The sequence below is a fragment of the Actinomycetes bacterium genome (assembly GCA_024222295.1).
Taxonomy (GTDB): Bacteria; Actinomycetota; Acidimicrobiia; order Acidimicrobiales; family Microtrichaceae; genus JAAEPF01.
In genome coordinates this window covers 125,342-145,488 of record JAAEPF010000024.1, presented here as the reverse complement: position 1 = coordinate 145,488, position 20,147 = coordinate 125,342, and the positions used below count along the sequence as shown (strand labels likewise).

At 68.3% G+C, this 20,147-nt stretch carries 16 protein-coding genes; 5 read left to right on the top strand and 11 right to left on the bottom strand.

Features of this window, described 5'->3' with window-relative positions; all coding sequences use genetic code 11:
- Window positions 1-109: 109 nt before the first annotated feature.
- Both GY812_08560 and GY812_08555 read right to left on the bottom strand, forming a co-directional pair.
- Window positions 110-904, bottom strand: a complete 795-nt coding sequence (locus GY812_08560) for a prepilin peptidase (protein ID MCP4435532.1) — start codon at window positions 902-904, stop codon at window positions 110-112.
- Window positions 901-2,436: an acyl--CoA ligase gene (locus GY812_08555; GenBank protein MCP4435531.1), complete on the bottom strand. Its 1,536-nt coding sequence runs from the start codon at window positions 2,434-2,436 to the stop codon at window positions 901-903. The genes GY812_08560 and GY812_08555 overlap by 4 nt, the downstream gene beginning before the upstream one ends.
- Before the next feature lie 222 nt (window positions 2,437-2,658).
- Here GY812_08555 and GY812_08550 point away from each other — a divergent pair, with 222 nt between their 5' ends.
- The 4 genes from GY812_08550 to GY812_08535 all read left to right on the top strand — a co-directional run bounded on the left by GY812_08550 (window position 2,659) and on the right by GY812_08535 (window position 8,887).
- Window positions 2,659-4,089 (top strand): multicopper oxidase domain-containing protein, encoded by a 1,431-nt coding sequence (locus tag GY812_08550; GenBank protein MCP4435530.1) that lies wholly within the window; start codon window positions 2,659-2,661, stop codon window positions 4,087-4,089.
- A gap of 99 nt (window positions 4,090-4,188) precedes the next feature.
- A complete protein-coding gene (locus GY812_08545) occupies window positions 4,189-4,998 on the top strand; it encodes an SDR family oxidoreductase (GenBank protein MCP4435529.1) in 810 nt (269 codons plus the stop codon).
- A 2-nt stretch (window positions 4,999-5,000) separates the two neighbouring features.
- Window positions 5,001-6,446 carry a gamma-glutamyltransferase gene (locus GY812_08540; protein MCP4435528.1) on the top strand — a complete coding sequence of 482 codons (1,446 nt, stop codon included), beginning with the start codon at window positions 5,001-5,003 and terminating at the stop codon, window positions 6,444-6,446.
- Between the two features lie 62 nt (window positions 6,447-6,508).
- Complete coding sequence (locus GY812_08535; protein MCP4435527.1) at window positions 6,509-8,887, top strand: acylase; 2,379 nt, start codon at window positions 6,509-6,511, stop codon at window positions 8,885-8,887.
- A 25-nt stretch (window positions 8,888-8,912) separates the two neighbouring features.
- Here the strand turns inward: GY812_08535 and GY812_08530 are convergent, their stop codons facing one another.
- The 6 genes from GY812_08530 to GY812_08505 form a co-directional block, all read right to left on the bottom strand.
- On the bottom strand, window positions 8,913-10,811 hold the full coding sequence (locus GY812_08530) for a sodium:proton antiporter (protein ID MCP4435526.1): 1,899 nt from the start codon (window positions 10,809-10,811) through the stop codon (window positions 8,913-8,915).
- A 56-nt stretch (window positions 10,812-10,867) separates the two neighbouring features.
- The gene (locus tag GY812_08525; protein ID MCP4435525.1) at window positions 10,868-12,388 is read right to left on the bottom strand and encodes an NAD(P)/FAD-dependent oxidoreductase; all 1,521 of its coding nucleotides are present in this window, start codon (window positions 12,386-12,388) and stop codon (window positions 10,868-10,870) included.
- A gap of 94 nt (window positions 12,389-12,482) precedes the next feature.
- Complete coding sequence (locus tag GY812_08520) at window positions 12,483-13,055, bottom strand: hypothetical protein (GenBank protein ID MCP4435524.1); 573 nt, start codon at window positions 13,053-13,055, stop codon at window positions 12,483-12,485.
- Between the two features lie 239 nt (window positions 13,056-13,294).
- Complete coding sequence (gene moaC / locus GY812_08515; protein ID MCP4435523.1) at window positions 13,295-13,831, bottom strand: cyclic pyranopterin monophosphate synthase MoaC; 537 nt, start codon at window positions 13,829-13,831, stop codon at window positions 13,295-13,297.
- Window positions 13,832-13,859: 28 nt separating this feature from the next.
- A complete protein-coding gene (locus tag GY812_08510) occupies window positions 13,860-14,864 on the bottom strand; it encodes a TIGR03617 family F420-dependent LLM class oxidoreductase (protein ID MCP4435522.1) in 1,005 nt (334 codons plus the stop codon).
- A gap of 13 nt (window positions 14,865-14,877) precedes the next feature.
- Window positions 14,878-16,083, bottom strand: a complete 1,206-nt coding sequence (locus GY812_08505; GenBank protein MCP4435521.1) for an amidohydrolase family protein — start codon at window positions 16,081-16,083, stop codon at window positions 14,878-14,880.
- Between the two features lie 140 nt (window positions 16,084-16,223).
- Here GY812_08505 and GY812_08500 point away from each other — a divergent pair, with 140 nt between their 5' ends.
- Window positions 16,224-16,874 (top strand): trimeric intracellular cation channel family protein, encoded by a 651-nt coding sequence (locus GY812_08500; GenBank protein MCP4435520.1) that lies wholly within the window; start codon window positions 16,224-16,226, stop codon window positions 16,872-16,874.
- Between the two features lie 3 nt (window positions 16,875-16,877).
- On the opposite strand, the gene moaA is transcribed toward GY812_08500, so the two are convergent.
- From moaA to galU, 3 genes are read right to left on the bottom strand one after another with little or no spacing between them, the layout of a single operon-like run.
- Window positions 16,878-17,873, bottom strand: a complete 996-nt coding sequence (moaA, locus tag GY812_08495) for a GTP 3',8-cyclase MoaA (GenBank protein MCP4435519.1) — start codon at window positions 17,871-17,873, stop codon at window positions 16,878-16,880.
- Between the two features lie 28 nt (window positions 17,874-17,901).
- A complete protein-coding gene (locus GY812_08490; GenBank protein ID MCP4435518.1) occupies window positions 17,902-19,128 on the bottom strand; it encodes a molybdopterin molybdotransferase MoeA in 1,227 nt (408 codons plus the stop codon).
- A gap of 60 nt (window positions 19,129-19,188) precedes the next feature.
- Window positions 19,189-20,085, bottom strand: coding sequence for a UTP--glucose-1-phosphate uridylyltransferase GalU (gene galU, locus GY812_08485; GenBank protein ID MCP4435517.1), 897 nt, complete (start codon window positions 20,083-20,085; stop codon window positions 19,189-19,191).
- Window positions 20,086-20,147: the final 62 nt, after the last annotated feature.

The following is a 20,147-nucleotide window of genomic DNA, read 5'->3' as shown; positions in this document are numbered from 1 at the left end:
CACATTCCGGGCCGCCCCGCCCGGACCGAGCCCCCTCAGGCCGATTATTCTACGCGCGGTAGCTTCCGAAAAGTGAATACCGATCAGGAATTTTCCCGGGGCCGACTCACTACCCCGCCGAGACCAGCAGGTAGTCCTGCAGCCACACGGCCAACAACGCGCCGATGCCCAGTGCCGGACCGAACGCGAAATGCCCGCCCTTGCGCACCACAAGGGTCCACAGGCCGACGATCAGCCCGACCACGCTGCCGAACAGCAGTCCCCACACGACGAGAAGTGGGTCGATCCAGCCCAGGAACAGCCCGATCATGAACGACAGGCGCACGTCGCCGAAACCCAGCCTTCCCGGCGCCACGAACCAGAGCACGAAGAACACGACGAACGCACCGACAGCCCCGGCCAACGCCCACACCAGGCGCTGGGTGTCGTCCACCGAGAGCGACGCAATCACCATCAGCACCGCCCCGACAGCGGATCCCACCCACGGCGCCCACCACGGAATCAGCCACACCCGGGCATCCACAACGGCAACCGAGGTGACCACCACCGCGAACCACACGAAGAGCACCACCACCCACACCGGGTCGAACACGATCGCCGTGATGGCCGCGGCGAGCGGTAGCGCCAACTGGAACACCGCGACCGTCGCAGGCAGACGCAGCCCACACCCGGGACAGCCACGCAGCCACGACACGACGGGCAGCACGTCGGCCGGGCCGTGGTCGCGGTGACACTTCGGACACCGGGCATGGCGCACGACAGCGCGGATCTCGAGGCCCGCTTCGTTGGACACGTCGCGTGGAGTCATCGGCCGCATTTCCTTGAATCGGAACAGCGGCACCGTCAAGAGCCAGGCGATCACCAGGCCGACCAGGGATGCAACCAGCGCGACCACGTCGCTCACGAGCCCAACATCTCAGCCAACCGCCTGCGGTCGAGTTTCTCCGCGTCGTTGAGTGGCAGGCTCGACGCGACCACCAAGCCCTCGGGCAGCTTGTGGCGGGCGAGCTCACCAGCTGCGTGGGCGCGGAGCTGCTCGAGCGTCGGAGGTGTGCTTCCCGCCGCAGGCACGACCACAGCCACCCCCACCTCGCCCATCACGTCATCGGGGCGGGCGGCGACTGCAACCGCCGCCACTGCGGGATGTGTGCCCAATACGGCCTCGACCTCCTCGGGGTGCACGTTGTAGCCGCCACGGATGTACATGTCGCTGCCGCGCCCGGCCAGCACGAACCGGCCGTCCTCGCGCACGAGCGCCAGGTCTCCCGTGCGCAGCCACCCGTCAGCGGTGAAGGCCGCTGCAGTGGCCTCGGGCGCACCGAGGTAGCCGGTCATGGTGGCGGGCGAGAGGATCTGCAACTCTGCCACCTCACCGGCGGGAGCCGGTGAACCGTCGGGCTCGGCCACCCGGGCCTGCACTCCCGGACGGGGCACGCCGATCGTGCCGACCGCGTCGGGGTTGTCATCGTCGACAAGCGCCGAGAGACCGACCCCTCCCGACTCCGTGGAGGAGTACCTGATCGAGTAGTCGACGCCCAGGCGACTGCGTGCCTCCGCTATGAGCGCAGGGGGCGACGGCGCCCCACCGGCTATCACCAGCCGCAGCGCCGACAGGTCGCGCTCGTTGAGCAGGTCCGACGCGAGGATCAGCGCGAGCTGGGGGGCGACCACCCCCAGCGTCGCCATGTGGCGTCCGGCCACCAGCTCGATCGCATCATCGGCACGCCAGCGCGGCATCACGTGCATCGTGCACCCGAGCCGGGCGTACCAGGGCACCTTCAGGGTGAACCCCACGTGTGCGAACTGGGTCGACGAGATCATCTCGAACCCGCTGCCCCCCGACTGCGCAGCCGAGCTGCCCAGGTCGATGCGCTCGACTGCGCGTGCGGCTCCCACGCGGTACTCCGCAGGCCTGGGATCGCCCGTCGTCCCCGAGGTGAAGCAGATGGCGTAGCGGCGCTCGTCGGTGCGCCCATGACTGGCGACGGCGCCCGGCGCGGCGGCCTCGCCGGTGGCTCCGAGTGCGGCAACCGCCTTGGTGACCCCCATCGAGTCGAGTCCCGCACCGTCGCTCTCGAGCACCACAACCTGTGTGCGAAGGGGAAGGCCGTCGGCGAGATCCGGTTCCGCCAGCACCAACGCCGGTTCAATGCTCTTCACCATGGCCGCTCGCTCCGGGGCGGTGGCGATGGGTGACAGCCCGGCAAACGCTGCGCCGGTACGGTCGACAGCGGTGGCCGCGACGAGCCACATCGGTCCGGGGCGCATGGCGAGGCCAACCACTTGGGGCGCACCGATGCCTCGCGCTGAGAGCATGGCGGCAAGGGCCTCGGACGCCAAGTGCACCTCGCCCCAGGTCGCCCCGGAGCCGTCGACCATCACCGCGGGGGTGTGGCCATGTCGGTGGGCCGCTTGCGCGACAGCCTCGCTGAGCATTGCGATCCGAGCGTAACTACCGCCGTGGTCAGCGGTGTGATCCACGTCCTCGGCCAGCCGATACGGTTCGCACGACGCCGTGCTCGCCCCCGGTGCAGACCCTGCTCTCGCCGAGTCCGCGCATTCGACTCTCGCCAATAGTCGACAACGCAACGGCTTGGCTGGCAGACTCCCGGAGGCTCCCCGAACCCGGCGATGCCACTAAGGACGAAAGGCACATTGGTGAGTGACGACGTGACCGACCAGCCCCCAGCGAAGGCGCCCGCCGAAGGCTCCCCTCCCAAGCCGCACAACCCCTACGCCATGCTGCTGGCGATCATCGGTGGGGGCGTGGCATTGGCACTGGTCATCTTCGCAATCGGACTTGTGGCCAACGCCGGCGACGACGACGGCTCCTCGGGTGACACCGCTACTGCAGGCAATGCCGCGCCCGTGGTTCTGTCCGAGTTCGCCATCGACGGCAACCTCGTGGTTCCTCCAGGCGCGTCGCTCGGCGTGGTCAATGAGGGCTCCCAGGTCCACAACCTGGTCATCGAGGGCGATGGACGCACCGCGGACCTCGCCAGCGGCGAGAGCGAAGTCCTGAGCCTGAGCGGTCTCGAGACCGGTACCTACGAGGTCTACTGCGACATAGCGGGGCACCGTGAGGCCGGCATGGAGACCTCGATGACGATCGAGGAGGGTGCGGAGATCTCGGGCGAGGATCCGCACGCCGGCGCCAACCCCGACTTCGCACAGCTCGACACCGACATGCTCGACTCGTTCCAGCCCTTCGTCGACCAGCTCACCAGCGGCGAGGCCAACACCGAGGGCATCGGCGCACAGCCGATGGAGCCGGTGATCGACCCCGATGGCTACAAGCGCTTCGACCTCGTCGCGGAGATCGGCGAGTGGGAGACCGAGCCCGGCAACGTCGTGGAAGCCTGGACCTTCAATGGCACGGTGCCCGGCCCGACCATCCGGGTCAACGTGGGCGACAAGGTGCGCATCCGCCTGATCAACCGCCTGCCGCTCGGCACCGACATCCACCTGCACGGCATCCGCAAGGACAACGAGTTCGACGGAGTGGCTCCGCTCACCCAGGACCTCACGATGCAGGGCGATACGTTCGACTACGAGTTCACCGCAATCGAACCCGCAGTCGGCATGTACCACCCCCACGCCCATGGCTACCTTGCCATCCCCAACGGCATGTGGGGCGCGCTGCTGGTGCAGACAGATGACCTGCTCCCCCGCGGCGAGACCGTGAGTGGTGTCGAGATCCCGGCGGACCTCACGCTCGCCATGGAAGATGTGATGGTGCTCAACGATGCGGGCACGATCGGCCTCTCGCTCAATGGCAAGAGCTTCCCCGGAACCCAGGGCTACGAATTAAATGTCGGCGACTGGTCGGCCTTCCACTACTACAACGAGGGCCTGCAGATTCATCCGATGCACCTGCACCAGTTCCCGCAGCTGGTGTACGCAAAGGACGGCATCAAGCTCGACCAGCCCTACTGGGCCGACACGGTCAACGTGGCGCCCGGCGAGCGCTATTCGGTGCTGTTCCAGACCGCCCGCACCGGTGTGTGGGTCTGGCACTGCCACATCCTCAACCACGCCGAGCGCGAAGACGGCATGTTCGGCATGGTGACGGCGGTCGTCGTCTCCTGACCAGCCAAATCGCCGACCATTGTCACGGTCCTGTTGACAATGGTCGGCGATTTCGGCGTTTTGGGGGGCTGGGGCTGAGCGCGCACTAGCTTCGCCGCGGTGATCACCCCAGACGACATACGCCTCACCGGCAAGAGGGCGCTGGTGACCGGCGGCGCACGCGGCATCGGGCGAGCCACCGCTGAGGCACTCGGCTCACTCGGCGCCGACGTCGCCATCTGTGACCGGCTCGAGGCGGAGATGGAGGAGTCGGCGGCGTCGGTGCGCGAGACCGGCGCGGAGGTGATAACCGGTTGCCTCGACGTGCGTGACGAGCCGGCGGTGAGCGACTTCGTCGGCAGGTTGGCCGATGACTGGGGTCGGCTCGACATCGTGGTCAACAACGCAGGTGGAGGGTTCTTCGCCCCGGTGCTCGATGTGAGCCCGAAGGGCCGAGCCGCCCTCATCGCCGAGAACTTCACCCAGGTGGCCGACGTGACCGTGAAGTGCGTTCCCCTCATGCACAACGGCGGGTCCTTGGTCAACGTGACCTCGGTGGAGGGGCACCGCGCCGGACCCGGATTCGGCATCTACTCGGCCATGAAGGCCGGCGTGGAGAACCTGACCCGCACACTGGCCCTCGAGTTGGCTCCGAAACGGATCCGCGTCAATGCGGTCGCTCCGGACATGATCCCCACACCGGGTGACGAGGGGCTGGCCGATGCGGCGGGCGCCATGACCGGTGCATCGCAGTGGGCCATGACACCCTGGCCGGAGCAAGGGCGACCCGAGGACGTGGCCGGTGCAATCGCCTGGCTGTGCTCCCCCATGAGCGGCTTCGTGACCGGCACGACCGTGCACGTCGACGGCGGAACGCTCGCAGCATCCGGCTGGAAGCGACGCCACGACGACGGCACCTGGGTGCTCTAGGCGTGGCAACACCCGGTACGGACTCATCGACGGGCGCGGTGGTGGCGGGCGGCAGCGCGGCCACGGTGGCAGCGGCGACCGAGGTGCTCAGCGAGGGTGGCAACGCCTTCGACGCCGCCGTTGCCGGCGGTCTGGCGGCGGGTGTCGCCGAACCAGCGCTCACATCGCTCGCCGGCGGCGGGTTCATGACCGCCCGGAAGTCGGACGGCGAACAGTTCGTGGCCGACTTCTTCGTGTCGGTTCCCGGCATCGACGCCGAGGGCGCCCATGACCCGAACGAACTCGTGGCTGTGCCCGTGCACTTCGGCGGCGCTGTGCAGGACTTCCACGTCGGAGCGGCCTCAGTGGCCGTGCCGGGCTGTCTCCCCGGTTACCTGGCAGTGCATGAGCGCCACGGCCGCATGGAACTCGCGCGGGTGGTCGCACCTGCAGTCCGGCTGGCCCGCAGTGGCGTCGAGATCGACCGCTGGCAGGCACACGTACTCACGCTCCTCGAGCCGATCCTTGCGAGAAACCCGGAGGGCAGGGAGCTCTTCTTCGACGACACGGGCACGCTGCTGGGTGCCGGAAGCCGGATGGTCAACCCGGCGCTCGCCCAGTTCCTCGACGACATCGGCGCCGGCGCGCGACACGGGTTCCGTGCCGGTGAGCTGGGTGGTCAGGTGACCGGGGCCGACCTCGAGTCGTGGAGCGTCGAGTGGCGCGAACCCCTGCAGGTACCCCACGGCGGCGGCCTGCTGGCCATCAACCCAGCGCCCAGCTTCGGGGGCCGACTCGTCGCCCATGCGCTCGAACAGCTGGCGGATGCCCCCCGACTCACAGGTGTGGACGGACCGGACGCGGCCCTGGCCCTCGCAGGAGCGTTGGAGTCGCTTCACGGCTACCGCAGCACGCTGGGCGAGGGAACGTCGCGGGGCACGACGCACATGGGTGTGATCGACCACGACGGCAACACCGTCGCCCTCACCACTTCGAACGGGAGCTGCTCGGGCGAGTTCGCGTCCGGCCTGGGTGTGCAGCTCAACAACATGATGGGCGAGTCGGACCTGCACCCGGGTGGCTTCGGCTCCGCGACCCCGGGGCAGCGCATCGGCTCGATGATGGCGCCCGGGATACTCACGCTGCCCGAGGGCCACGTGGCACTCGGTTCCGGCGGCTCCGAGCGGATCCGTTCCACCATCACCCAGCTGGTCGAGCGACTGTCGGCGGGAGCCACCGCCGACGAGGCGGTCAGGGCCCCGCGGATCCACTGGGACGGATCGACCATGCAGGTGGAACCCGGGTGGTCCGGTGGCGTGCTCGACGCGCTGTCATCACGCTGGCCTGTCAACGTGTGGCAGGGCCGCGACCTCTACTTCGGCGGTGCGCACCTGGTCGCCGACGACGGCCGCGTCGGACCCGACCCGCGCCGTGGCGGGGTGGGCGCCACGGTCACCGCCGCGACCTGAGCCGACGTGACCTGAGCCGCTGCGACCCGCGCAGCGGCGCTGTCGTGCCATGATCTGGCGCCATGGGCAACGGCAAGGGTGCTGGCACTGATCGCAGGGACGCGGTCGGCGACGCCCGTCACGAGGCGGACATCGTCATCACCGAGCACGGCGTCGTGCACGTGACGGCCGCCGACTGGGGATCGCTCGGCTTCGGGCAGGGCTGGGGGTGCGCCCGCGACAACGCTGCAGTGATCGTGGACCAGGTCACCAAGGCCCGTGGAGAACGCGCCAGGTACTGGGGCCGCGGCAGCGGTGACCACCACGTAGCCGGCGACTTCGGATACCGGGTGCTCGACCTTGTCGGCCGGGCAGAGGCACTCCGCAACGCCCAGCCCGACTGGATCCGCAACCTCGTCGACGGATACCGGGCGGGCTACAACAGGGCGCTGGCGGAGATGACCCCCGAGGACCTGCCGCGCTGGGCACGCGGAGCCGACTGGGTCCGCCCACTCGATGAGCTCGACCTGTGGGTGCACATCGGCGATGTCGCCCTCATGGCGAGCGGACGCAACCTGGTGCAGCTGATCGGGAGGGCTGAGGCACCCGGACCCGACGGGCCGGCACCACCCTCCCCTGCCGACGCTCTCGGCCCACCCCCCGCGGCCAGCAACGGCTGGGCGCTGTCGGGTGCACTGAGCGAGAGCGGCGGCGGGATGGTGCTCGCGAACCCCCACTTCCCCTGGTACGGGGAGGCCCGGTTCTGGGAGTGCCACCTGCGCATACCCGGCACATACGACGTCTACGGGGTCTCACTGCTGGGCACGCCCGGCATCCAGATGGGCTTCAACTCGTCACTCGGATGGGCACACACCTTCTCGAGGGGCCACCGGTTCACCGTTGCCGGCCTGGAACTCGACCCGGCCGACCCCACCCGCTACCGCCATGGCGACCGGGTGCTCGACATGGAGCCCACGACCCACTCGGTCGATGTGCGCCTGGACGACGGCTCCACCGGCGAAGCGGAGCGCACACTGTGGCGCAGCCACCACGGGCCGATGCTCAACATGCCGTTGATCGGCTGGGGCAACGACACGGGCTTCACCTTCCGTGACGCCAACGAGGGCAACCACAGGGTGCTCGAGCAGTTCCTGGCGATGGGCATGGCATCCGATGTCCACGAGATGAGGAAGGTGTTCCACGAGGTCCGTGGGATGCCATGGGTCAACACGATGGCGGCCGACAGCGGAGGTGCCGCCTGGTACACCGACGGCTCCGCAACACCCAGGCTGACTTCGGGTGCCGCAGAGCGGTTCCGGGCACGGATCGGCGACGACCTGATCGCCGGGCTGCTCTTCGAGAACCGCATCGCGTTGCTGGATGGATCCGACCCCGACGACGACTGGCAGGACCACCCGGAGGCCCGCTCACCCGGCATCGAGCCGCCCTCTGCACTGCCCGAGCTGCGCGGCTGCGACATCGTCGTCAATGCCAACGACTCGCATTGGCTCAACTCACCCGGCCACCCCCTCGAAGGGCACTCGGTGCTCGGAGGGCTGGAGCGCACCGCCCGCTCGCTGCGCACACGCAAGAACCTGCAGGCCGCAGCGGCGCTGGCCGAACGCGGTGCCGTCACCCTCGACGACTTGCTCGAAGCGGTGTTCGACAACGAATCACTGAGCGCCGAGATGCTGTGCGCCGATGTGGTGCAGCGATGCCGCGGGGCGGTCGAGGCCGGCAAGGGGCGCATCGTGGTGGAAGGTCACGAGGGAGACCTGGCCGCGGCAGCCGACGTGCTCGAGGCCTGGGACGGCCGTTTCAACCTCGACAGCCGCGGGGCTGTGCTCTGGCGTGAGTTCATGGCTGGATTCCCGGAGTCGGCATGGCTGGGCGCAGGGCCTCTGTTCGCGACCGACTTCGACCCCGAGGACCCACTCAACACGCCCCGCGACCTGGCACCTCCACCGGAGTCCGGCGAGGATCCGGTGACGCGCTCGATGGGCCACGCAATGCGAGTGCTGGCCGCCGCAGGCATCGCCCTCGACGCACCGCTCGGCGACGTGCAGTGGGCCGACCGCGGCGAGCGCCGCGTGCCCGTGCACGGGGGTGGTGAGGGAGAGGGAATGCTCAACGTGCTCGCGCCCTCGGGTGCGCTGCCTCCGTCGTCACTGGACCCGATGCCGGCGTCGCCGGTGCAGGTTCCCGGCCGCGAGCGCACGGGGCTCGTCGAAGGCGGCTACCGGGTCACCTATGGCACAAGCTTCCTGATGGCGCTCGAGTTCAGGGCCAACGGTCCGCGAGCGCTCGGGCTCATGGCCTACGGCCAGAGCAGCAACGAGGACTCGCCACGCCACGTCGACGGCACGCTCGCCTACTCGGCGCGCGAACCACGGCCCCTCCGATTCAGCGACGCCGAGATCAACGCCTCACCCGAGCTGCAACGGCTCCGCTTGCTCGCCTGATCGCCGCGGCGGCGATGCGGTCGACCTACCCATCCGGCCGCTCGGACGCGTCCCGTGACTCCTGGGCCTGGGCGAGGCGTTGCGTGTAGGTGCCGGGGGCACGCTCGCCACGGTTCTCGCGGCTTCGCTGACGGCGCGCCTCTCGTTCGTCGCGGTCCCGCGCCGGCACGAGGCTGATCACCGTGTCGCCACGACGCAGTGCGATGCGCTGCCCGGCATCGTGCATGAGCAGCGCTCCCCGCCGCTTCGCCCCCAACACCAGGGCCGCCGGATGCTCGGAGAAGTAGTCCTTGGCGCGGAACTCATCGGTCAGCTTCGTGGCGCTCACCATCCAGCCGTCGTCGAGGCGCGATTCGAGGAGCTCCACGGTCGCCCGCTTGGAGAACAGTGGCCGGCCGAAGACGCCCCGGGTGGCAGGAACCGAGCGGGACCGGCTGCGCGGCACGAGTTGGAACACGTTGCGGCGACCGATCAGCTGGGCGGCGCGGCGTGTGGCGAGGGCGTTGATCTCCTCCTGGGAACTCATGGCCAGGAACACATCCGACTGGCCCACCTCCACTCCATCCCAGGTTTCGTCGTCGACCACCGAGCCGTAGTGGGTGGTGAGGCCGTCCATACGTGCGCTGGTGAGGTTTCGTCGGTCCATGCCCACGAGGGTGACGTCGATGTCCTCTCGTGCCAGCACGTGGGCAAGCTCGCGTGCCATGCGGTTGGAGCCGAGCACCACGGCGCGGAAGCTCGAGTCGTCGACCAGGCCCAGGCGCCGGGTGAGCGGGCGCGACACGGCGCCGCTGAACAGGACCGTGCCCGCGATGACGGTGAATGTTGCCGCCACGAGGATCTGGTCGCCCTCGAAGCCGTCCTCCACCAGCCGCAGCGAGAAGATCGAGGCGATGGCAGCGGCCACGATGCCCCGGGGTGCGGTCAGCGCGATGAAGGTTCGCTCACCGAGGTTGAGGTCGGAGCGGATCGTCGAGGCGAACACTGCCAGCGGCCGCACGATGGCGATGAGGACGAGGAGGAACAGGACGTTCTTCCAGCCGAGGTTGGACAGCGTCTCCGGGGCGATCCGGGCGCCCAGCAGTATGAACAACCCGGCGATGAATAGCGTGCGGAGCGTCTCGTTGAACTCCAATACTCCCTCCACGCTCTCGCGTTCCTGCGTGGCTACTCCCACCCCCATCAATGTCACGGCGACGAGCCCGGCTTCCGGCTGCAGATGGTCGGCGATCGCGAAGACCGTCAGCACCACGGCCAGGGTCATCACGTTGTGGAGTTGGTCGGGCACGAGATAGCGGCTGAACGTGAAGGTGATCAGCAGTGCCCCGAGCCCACCCGCGACCGCTCCCACGAACAGGGTCAGGAAGATCTCCATGGGCCACGCGCCTGCGGCCTCGGGCTCGAAGAACACGCCGAACAGGACCGCTGCGAGGATGGCGCCGATCGGGTCGATGAGCGTCCCTTCCGCCTCGAGGATCGAGGCGACGCGTCCGTGCAGGCCGATGGCGCGAACAAGCGGCCCGACCACCGTTGGGCCTGTGACCACCAGCACCGAGGCCAGCAACCACGCGAGTGACCAGTCCACGTCGAAGACCACCCGTGCGGTGACTGCGGTGGCGGCGAGTGTGATGCCGGCGCCCAGGGTCAGGAGCATCACGACCGTTGTGCCGGCCTCGCGGATTCCCTTGACGCCCAGGCCGAGCGCCCCTTCGAAGAGGATCACGGCGACCGCCATGGACACCACCGGGAACAGGGCGTCGCCGAGGATGTCGTCGGGCTGCAGCAGGCCGGTGACAGGCCCGATCAACAAGCCCGCGGCCAGCAGGAACACGATCGACGGCACGCGAAGGCGCCAACCGACCCAGTGCGCCACGACGCCGAGCGCCAGGATCACCGCCGTGGCGAGCACGACCTCCTCGTTCATTGCGACAAGTGTGGCCGCTGGTGAGTGCCATCGGGCGCGTCTGCGCCAGATGGTGCTCAGCGCTGCGTGTAGGAGCCGGGATCGAAGCGGGCCAGGCGCCGGCGGAACCTGAACGTGAAGTCGGGCCAGAGCGTGGTGTTGCGGCCGTCGTCGTCGAGGTACCAGGACGCGCAGCCCGATGCCCACACGGTGCCGTCGAGCTTCTGCTGGAGTTCCTCGTTGAAGGAGCGCTGCACCTGTGGGCGCACCTCGATCACCTCCGTGCCGGTTCGACGCATGTGGTCGAAGGCCCCGAGGATGTAGGCGAACTGCGCTTCCATCATCACGATCATGGAGGTGTGGCCGAGCCCGGTGTTGGGGCCGATGATCATGAACATGTTGGGAAAGCCCGTCACCGAAGTGCCCAGGTAGGCCGACTGTGACTCGGACCAGTGCTCGTTGAGCGTCCGCCCGTCGCGACCACGAACGCGATCTGCCATCGGATGGTCCGTCACGTGGAAGCCGGTGGCCAGCACGATCACGTCGACCTCGTGCTCCACCCCGTCGGCAGTGAGGATCGACCCTGTCCCGACCTTGTCGATCCGTTCGTCCACCAGGGAGGTGTTGTCGGCCGCCAGCGCCGGGTAGTAGTCGTTGCTCAACAGGACCCGCTTGCAGCCCATCGAGTAATCGGGCTCGAGCTTCGCCCGCAGCTCCGGGTCACGAACCTGGCGGGCGAGGTGGGCCCTGGCCTGCGCCTCTCCCGCCCCCAGCAGTGACGGCCGGTATGCCATCGGCACCACCAGCAGTTCCCGGCTCCAGTAGATGGCTTGTCGAACCAGTCGCTGCAGGGCCGGGAACCGCCTGTAGATGGCCTTGCGTCGCTCGCTCACCGGACGGTCGGGCCGCGGCACCACCCAGGGGGCACTTCGCTGGAACACGAGCAGCTCGTCGACCTCGGGCTGGATTCCGGGCACGATCTGGACCGAGGATGCACCCGTTCCGATGACCGCAACCTTCTTGCCCTCGAGATCGACCGAGTGGTCCCAGTGCGCGGAGTGGAACACCGGTCCTGAGAACTCGTCGAGACCAGCGATGTCGGGCACCGCCGGTGCCGACAACGGGCCATGGCCCGACACCATCACATCTGCGGTGCAGTGCCAGCCATCTGCGGTGGTGATCCTCCAGCACGAGCCGGCGTCGTCCCACTGCGCTGCGGTGACCTCCGAGTCGAACCGGATTCCCGGGTTCAGCCCGAAGTCCTGCGTGCACTGCTGCAGGTACTGGTGGATCTCCTCGGCCCAGCCGAACGAACGCGACCAGTCAGGCTTGAGCGCGAACGAGAAGGAATAGAGGTTGGACGGCACGTCGCACTGGCAGTTGGGGTAATGGTTGTCGCGCCATGTGCCGCCGACGTCGTCGGCCTTCTCGAGTAGCACCCAGTCGGAGATTCCCTGCTGCTGGCACTGGATGGCCATGCCCAGTCCCGCGAATCCGGCGCCGATGATCACCACCCGGTGGTGTGACCCCGAAGCGAGGCGGTCCCCGTGGGTGGGTGTCGGCGTGGTCGTGGTGTTGCTCTTCGAACCGGTGCCCATCAGGCGCCCCCTTCTTTACGCTACGGATCGTAGGAAAAGTGGGGAGGGCGCGGCAAGCCGAGACCTCGATTCTTGTCTCAAGGCGTTGGCCGGCTCAGTTGGCGATGCGGCGCGGCTCGACCGTGTGGGTGCGCCCCATGGGCCCGCTGAGCGGCGCAAGTTGACCCATCGATCCCGCCGATGGCTTCGTGCGCTCCCTCGGGCGACGAACCGGCTGGCCGAGGGCAACGACACGCTGCAGCAGCACCAGGTAGCCGACGAGGAGTGCGTCGACGAGCAGGTGCAGGTACAGGAAGGCCGAACCGAAGGCGAGGGTGGCCAGCAGTGTGAGCAGCGCCGCGGAGCCCAGGGCCACCAGTACGTCCTGGCGACGCTTGCGCATGGCGGGCGACGCCGGACGTGGCCGGGAGTCTGCGCCCGCCGGGCCGCGGCCCGCAGAGCCGGTCACTGAACCGGCGGGGCGGGCCGTAGCGACCATGCGGTCGCGCAGGTCGATCACGTTGTCACCTCGGCCCACCGGGCTCGAGTGGCGCAGGGACGAGAGCTGGTTGTTGAACGAGCGGATCGTGTCGCCGCGCCGGTTGTTGGACACCCAGCGGAAGACGTCGGGAAAGAGCACTATTGCCCAGACGACTGCCAGCCCGAGAATTACGAGAATTGGTATCACTTGGCCTCCGAGAAGACGGATCGGGGGACTCGGTGGAGGTTCATGTTGCGAACAGGTCCCGGCAGAACAGTCCGGGCGGTCCCGAAGAAGCTAACAATGTTGCGGCGAGTGTTACAAGTAGTTGACGGAATGACACTGTTGTGATTCTGCCATACGCCGTCACCCGACGGGCGTTTGCCCTGCTACAGAGCGGATACCTCGAGATCGGGGCGGGTTGGGACCCTTGTCACAATGAAGGGTCACACATCGCCGAATGTGCCCTTTTCGAGGGCATCGAGGCGCGCGTCGAGGGAATCCTCCGATGACCTGCGGTACACCCCGGAGCGGCCGCCGGTCTTCTCCCACAGGGTCACGTCGCCGATCTCCATGGACCGGTCGACCGACTTGCACATGTCGTAGATCGTCAGGCAGGCCACGCTCACCGCAGTGAGGGCCTCCATCTCGACACCGGTGCGGTCGACGGTTTCGACCTGGGACTCCACCTCGATGAAGTTGTCCTCGATCCGGAAGTTGACCAGTACGGCGCCCACCATGACCGGGTGGCACAACGGAATCAGCTCGGATGCGCGCTTGGCTGCTTGGATGCCGGCGACGCGGGCAACCGACAGTACGTCGCCCTTGTTGATCGCCCCGCGGGCCACCAGCGAGGTGGTCTCGGTCCCCATGTGGACGCGTCCACGGGCAATGGCCCTGCGATGGGTCTGCTCCTTGGGGGTGACGTCCACCATCCGGGCTCGTCCGAGTGGGTCCAGATGGGTGAGGCCGCGATCTGTCATGGCCGACAATCGTAGGCGAGCGCCGCTCTCAGATGGAGTGCAGCGCGTCGAGCAGCTCACCCAGGAGGTCATCGGCCGTGTCATAGGGCATGTACACCGCCACGCGGGTGGCATGGGCCCCATAGCGGTCCGCCACCTGCTGCGCGACCTCGGCCGGGGTGCCCCGCACGGCGATCGTGCGCAGGAGCTCGTCGTCTATCAGCTGCGACATCTCGTCCCACCGCCCCTCGCGTGACATGTCACGCAGCCGGGGCTGGAGACCCCCGCGGTCCTCGGCGTCGAGAACCGGACGGTAGGCGGGGGTCGAGCCGTAGAAGCCGAGCAGTGCGCGACAGCCGGCATCGGCCGTAGCCAGCTCCGCCTCGTTGCGGCCGGTGCACACGATCAGCTCGGGCACGACTTCGAGCGGTGCGAGACCCGGGCGACGGCGAGCCGTGCCGCGGGCGACCGCCTCGAGGGTGTGGCCCTCGAAGAACCGGCGGGACGTGAACGGCATGACCAGGAGCCCGTCTGCCTCGGCAGCCACCATCTCGGTCAGCCGTGGCCCGAGGGCGCCCACATGGATCGGCGGCGCACCCCACTGGCTCGGCCCCGGATTGAACATCGGCGACATGAGCGTGTGCGAATAGTACGGCCCTTCGTGGGCCAGTGGCTCCCCCGTCTCGAACGCGGCGAAGATCGCACGCAGCGCCCCCACCAGGTCGGCCATGCGTTCGACCGGCCGGTCGAACTCGGCTCCGAAACGGCGCTCGACGTGGGTTCGTATCTGTGTGCCGAGGCCCAGCGCGAAGCGGCCCCCTGCCAGTTCCTGGATGTCACGGGCGGTGTGGGCGAGGTGAATCGGGTTGCGCGGAAAGGCGATCGCCACGTTGGACCACACGCGCATCTCGGTTGCGGCCGCTGCGAGAGCGAGCGGCACGAACACGTCGTGTGGCCCCTCGAACGTGCACACGCCGTCGAAGCCGACCGCTTCGAGTTCGCGGGCGCGCTCCCCCGCTCCTGCGAGGCTGTAGATGGATGTGTCGACCTCCACCGCGCCGGCGCCTTCAGCTGCCGGGGGCCGCGGCCGGGCGGATCAGTTCAGCCGCGTTGTCGTACAGCACCGATCGCCGCTGGTCGTCCGTGAGCTTGCTGAGCTCCGGCAGGTAGTCGAGCGGCTGGGGCATGCCCTCGATGTGTGGCCAGTCGCTGCCGAACAGCACCCGCTGCGCGCCCATCAGCTCAACGACCGTGTTCACGTCGTCTTCCCAGAACGGGTTGATCCAGACGTTACGACGGAACATCTCCACCGGATCCTCGGGGTAGTAACCGGGCATCTTCGCGGCAGTCGAGCCGAGCTTCCTGAACAGGTCGCCGAGGAACTCGGCGCCGTTCTCCACCGACGCGATGCGCAGCCCCGGGTACCTCACCAGGTGGTTCTCGAACATCATCGAGATCAACCAGTCGCGAATGGCCTGCTCGATCGCGAAGAACTTGATCGATGGCTTGAACGCCCCGGAGAACGACGCTGCGAAGCCTTCCTTCGCGTAGCCGTTGAAGCCCACTCCCCCGTCGCCGGCGTGCAGCACGAGGGTCACGCCGGACTCCTCGAGTAGCGACCAGAACCTGTCATAGGACTCATCGAACGGGGAACGTTTGCCGGTGATCGTGTTGGGTGCGGCCGGGCGCATCACCACCAGCCGCGCCCCGGACTCGACTGCCCAGTTCAGTTCCTCGACCGCCCAGTCCGGATCGGCCAGCGTGATGTACGGGCCGGAGAAGATCCGGTCGCGGTACGACAGACCCCAGTCCTCTGCGAGCCAGCGGTTGAACGCACGAAACGTCACACACGTCGCCTCGGGGTCGTCCGCGAGCAGCTCCTCGTAGATCATCCCCAGTGTGGGGAACATCCAGCAGGACTCCAGGCCCTGCTCGTCGAGCACCGCCACGCGTGCATCGCGGTCGCGGTACTCGGGCCGGATCGACTCGCGCTCGGAGAGCATCGACAACGGATCCCGGCCGTCGGGGTTGCCGCGGAAGTAGTCGTGCAGTGCACCAGCCTTCGCGATCGGGTCGAATGTGGCGTTGGTGACGGCGCGGCTGACCCGTCCACCCACCACGTGGTACTTGCGGCCGTCGATGTCGCACCACTGCACGCACCTCTGCCCCCACGCCGGATCGAGATGGCGCGTGAAGGCGTCGAGGGCCTCGTAGTAGTGGTTGTCGGCGTCGATGACCGGGTGACCGGGATCGCCGCCGAGTGGCTCTGTCATCTGTTCCCCTTGGTGCCCCGATGTTGCACCCATTGTGGCCCGTGTACCGCGCAGCGGCCCAGCGGATGCCGGTTGCGGCAGTCAGGCCGGCCCTGCACAGGGTCACCCGCGGCGGACCGCTGGTTGGCAAGACTCTTGTGGTGGAAACCCTGGAGGCAGGCGCGCAGACCTTTCAGTACGTGCTCGAGCTCGTCGGGGTGGTTGCCTTTTCGATCTCGGGCGCGATGGCAGGGATCCGCCACAAGCTCGACTGGTTCGGGGTGATCGTGCTGGCCTGGGTGGTGTCGGTTGGTGGCGGCACGCTTCGCGACCTGATTCTCGCCCAGCCGGCATGGTGGCTGGAACAGCCGTGGCAGCTGCTGTTGTCACTCGTCGCAGCGCTGACCGTGTTGCTCATCTCCCACCCGCGCGGCCAGGCGGCCGACACATGGCGGGTGGTGCTGGTGGCCGACGCCGCCGGCCTCGCCGTGTTCGCGGCCCTGGGGGCAGACACCGCCATCACCGCCGGGGCGCCCGGCTGGGCCGCGGTGGCGCTGGGCGTGCTCACGGGCACCGGCGGCGGCATCATCCGCGACGTGCTCGTCAACCGTCCTCCGCTGGTGCTGACCGGTCAGATCTACGCGCTGGCCGCTGTCTGCGGCGCCTCGCTCCAGGTGCTGCTGTTGACCAACGGCGTCAACGCTGCCGTGGCCACCTGGATGTCGGTGTGCGTCACCATGGCGGTGAGGCTCCTCGCCATGAAGGGGGACTGGTCGCTGCCGACGCCGGCGGGCGGCCGAGCGGGCGAGTGAGCGTCAGCCTCCGATCTGGCTCATCGACTTGGCGGGCCGGATGAAGTTGACCTTGCCGATCGCATGGCCCTCGGCCTTGCTTCGCACCTCGGTCGCGATCGCCGCCGCCAGGTCGTTGTCGGTGCCACCGGTACGCATGATCGAACGCAGATCCACCTCGTCGGCGGCGAACAGACAGTTGCGCAACCCGCCCTCGGAGGTGAGGCGTACCCGGTCACAGTCGCCACAGAATGGCCGGGTGACACTCGGGATCACGCCGACTTCGCCGCCACCGTCGACGTAACGGAACCGCTCGGCGGGCTCCGCTGTGCGCGCCACTTCCTCGAGTGGGAACACCGAGTCGATCAGTTCCACGATCTCCGCCTGGGACATGACCGCCTCGCCACTCCAGCGCTCGTCGGCATCCAGCGGCATGAACTCGATGAACCGCACCACCACGCCACGGTCACGACCGAACCGCGCGAAGTCGACGATCTCATCGGCGTTGACCCCGGCCATTGCGACCACGTTGAGCTTCACCGGGTCGAATCCGGCGTCGATGGCGGCATCGATTCCGGCCAGAACGCGGTCGAGCTCGTCGCGGCGCGTGAGTTGCTCGAAGCGGTCCCGGTGCAACGAATCTAGCGAGATGTTGATGCGGCCGAGTCCTGCCTCGCGGAGCCTTGCCGCCGACCCGGCGAGGGTCGCCCCGTTGGTTGTCATCGCCAGCTCCACCGGGTGCCGGGAGCTGGACAGAGAGGCGAGCGACGCCACGAGGCGCGCAAGGTCGGCCCTCACAGTCGGCTCACCGCCGGTCAGGCGGATCGAATCGATGCCGAATCGCCTGACGAGCACCGAAGCGACACGGTGGATCTCCTCGAAGGTGAGCACCTCGGAGCGTGGTAGCCACTCGAGACCGTCCTCGGGCATGCAGTAGGTGCAGCGGAAGTTGCAGCGGTCGGTGACCGATATCCGCAGGTCGCGGTGGACGCGCCCGAAACTGTCGACCAGCTCCTCCACAGCCACATCGTAGGACCGAGTGGGCTGGTCACCCCAGCGGGATCACGTCCAGCGCCCCGCCGACCGGCACCCCGTCGCCGTCGGGAACCACCGCGAGACCGTCGGCTCCGGCCGACGCCGCCAACTGATGGGAACCCTGGCTTCCGGTCGGGGTGGCAACCAGCCCCCCGGCCCCGCGCGACAGGTTCACACGCACGAAGTGAACCTTTGAGTCCGAGCGGCGACGGATGTCGCTGCCGGCTACCGCAGTGAGCCGAGTGCGGTGCGGCTTGCTGTCTCCCACCATCACACGCAGGCCGGGCCGGGCGAACAGCTCGAAGCTGACCAGTGACGAAACAGGGTTGCCGGGCAGGCCGAACACGGGGGTGGCGCCGATCGTGCCGAATGCGAACGGCTTGGCCGGCTTGATGGCGACCTGCATCCACTCCATGTCGCCGATGCGCCCGAGCACCGCCTTCACGTAGTCGTAGTCGCCCATCGACACGCCGCCGCTGGTGACGATCGCATCGCAGTCCGATGCCCCTGCCAGCAGGGCCCGCTCGATCAACTGCTCGTCGTCGGCGACCAGCCCGAGGTCGATTCCGGTGACCCCTGCCTGCTCGCACAGGGCGAGCAGCATCACCCTGTTGGAATCGCGGATCTGACCCGGCGCCAGCGGGCCACCCGGGCCGACGAGTTCGTCGCCGGTGGAGATGACCCCGACCCGCGGCCGGCGACGCACGGGGGCCTTGGTGAGCCCGAGCGTGGCGAGCAACCCGACGTGACCCGGGGCCAGGCGCGTGCCGGCCTCGATCGCCGTGTCGCCGGCCTGCAGGTCATCGCCGGCGGGGCGGATGTGCTGGCCCGCGGTGGCCGCCTTGTGGATCCGCACCGCCTCGGAACCCGCGCCTCCGCCGCCACTGTCGCCAACAGGCGACGAGTCCTCCACCATGACGACCGCGTCGGCTCCGGCGGGGATGACGGCGCCGGTCATGATCCGCGCACAGGTCGCCTCGGCCAGCTCGATGCTCGGGCTGCTGCCCGCCGCGACGGTCGCGGTCACCGCCAGCTGGACGGGCACCGACTGCACGTCAACGGAGCGCACTGCGAACCCGTCGACCGCGGTGTTGTCGAACGGTGGCACGTGCTCGACGGCATGAAGGTCGCGGGTGGTCACCAGCCCGACAGAGTCCGCGATGGCGACTTCGACCTCTTCTGTCCTCGCGAGGCGTGCCTCGACCCGGGCGAACGCGTCTTCGTAGCTGACAAGTGCCATCGCGGCACCCTAGGCCTCCGCTGCGAAGCGGGGAATGCGGCTGCGAAGCGGGGAAGGCGCTCAGCGGTTGAGGTTCTCGCGGCGCGCCACGGTGTCGAGCACCTCGAGGAAATCCTTGCGGAGGTCGTCGCGCTCGAGTGCCAACTCCACTGTGGCCCGCAGGTAGTCGATCTTCTTGCCGATGTCGAAGCGACCCTTCGAGAAGGTGTAGCCGTAGACGGGCTCGTCGGCCAGCAGGTCCGAGATGGCATCAGTGAGCTGGATCTCACCACCGACGCCGGGCTCGAGCTTGTCGATCTTGTCAAAGATCGAGGACGTGAACAGGTACCGGCCCATCACCGCCAGATTGGACGGCGCCACTGAAGGGTCGGGCTTTTCCACGATCTCGGTGATGCGCCGCAACACGCCGTCGTCGGTGTCGACCGCTGCGCAACCGTACGCACCGATCTCCTCACGCGGCACCTCCATGAGCGCCACGACCGAGGCCCCGGTCTCCTGGTGGGCCTGGATCATCCCCGACAGCACCTCGGAGTCGTCGACCATGATGTCGTCGCCGAGCATCACCACGAAGGGCTCATTGCCCACGTGCTTGCGGGCCACGGACACAGCGTGGCCGAGCCCGAGAGGCTCGCCCTGGCGCACGTAGTGGAAGTCGGCCAGGTCCGCGAGCTGAACGACATCGGCCAGGTCGACGTCCTTGCCCTTGTCGCGCAGCTGCTGTTCGAGCTCGAAGTTGCGGTCGAAGTGGTCCTCGAGGCTGCGCTTGGAACGACCGGTGATGATCAGCAGGTCATCGAGTCCGGCCCTCACCGCTTCTTCGACCACATACTGGATGGCGGGGCGGTCCACCACCGGCAACATCTCCTTGGGTTGCGCTTTCGTGGCGGGAAGGAACCGGGTCCCCAGTCCTGCTGCCGGAATCACCGCCTTGGTGACCCTTCGGTACTCTGATGTCATCTTCATCCCCTGGGCGAATATCAGTTGGCTGCGCCCTCGCTACCCGCCACAGGCGCCGTATC

Coding starts and splice junctions, on each gene's coding strand:
- GY812_08535 (MCP4435527.1), top strand. CDS start 6,509: ATGGGCAACGGCAAGGGTGCTGGCACTGATCGCAGGGACGCGGTCGGC.
- GY812_08525 (MCP4435525.1), bottom strand. CDS start 12,388: ATGGGCACCGGTTCGAAGAGCAACACCACGACCACGCCGACACCCACC.
- galU (MCP4435517.1), bottom strand. CDS start 20,085: ATGACATCAGAGTACCGAAGGGTCACCAAGGCGGTGATTCCGGCAGCA.
- GY812_08505 (MCP4435521.1), bottom strand. CDS start 16,083: ATGACAGAGCCACTCGGCGGCGATCCCGGTCACCCGGTCATCGACGCC.
- GY812_08530 (MCP4435526.1), bottom strand. CDS start 10,811: ATGAACGAGGAGGTCGTGCTCGCCACGGCGGTGATCCTGGCGCTCGGC.
- moaC (MCP4435523.1), bottom strand. CDS start 13,831: ATGACAGATCGCGGCCTCACCCATCTGGACCCACTCGGACGAGCCCGG.
- GY812_08490 (MCP4435518.1), bottom strand. CDS start 19,128: ATGGCACTTGTCAGCTACGAAGACGCGTTCGCCCGGGTCGAGGCACGC.
- GY812_08555 (MCP4435531.1), bottom strand. CDS start 2,436: ATGCTCAGCGAGGCTGTCGCGCAAGCGGCCCACCGACATGGCCACACC.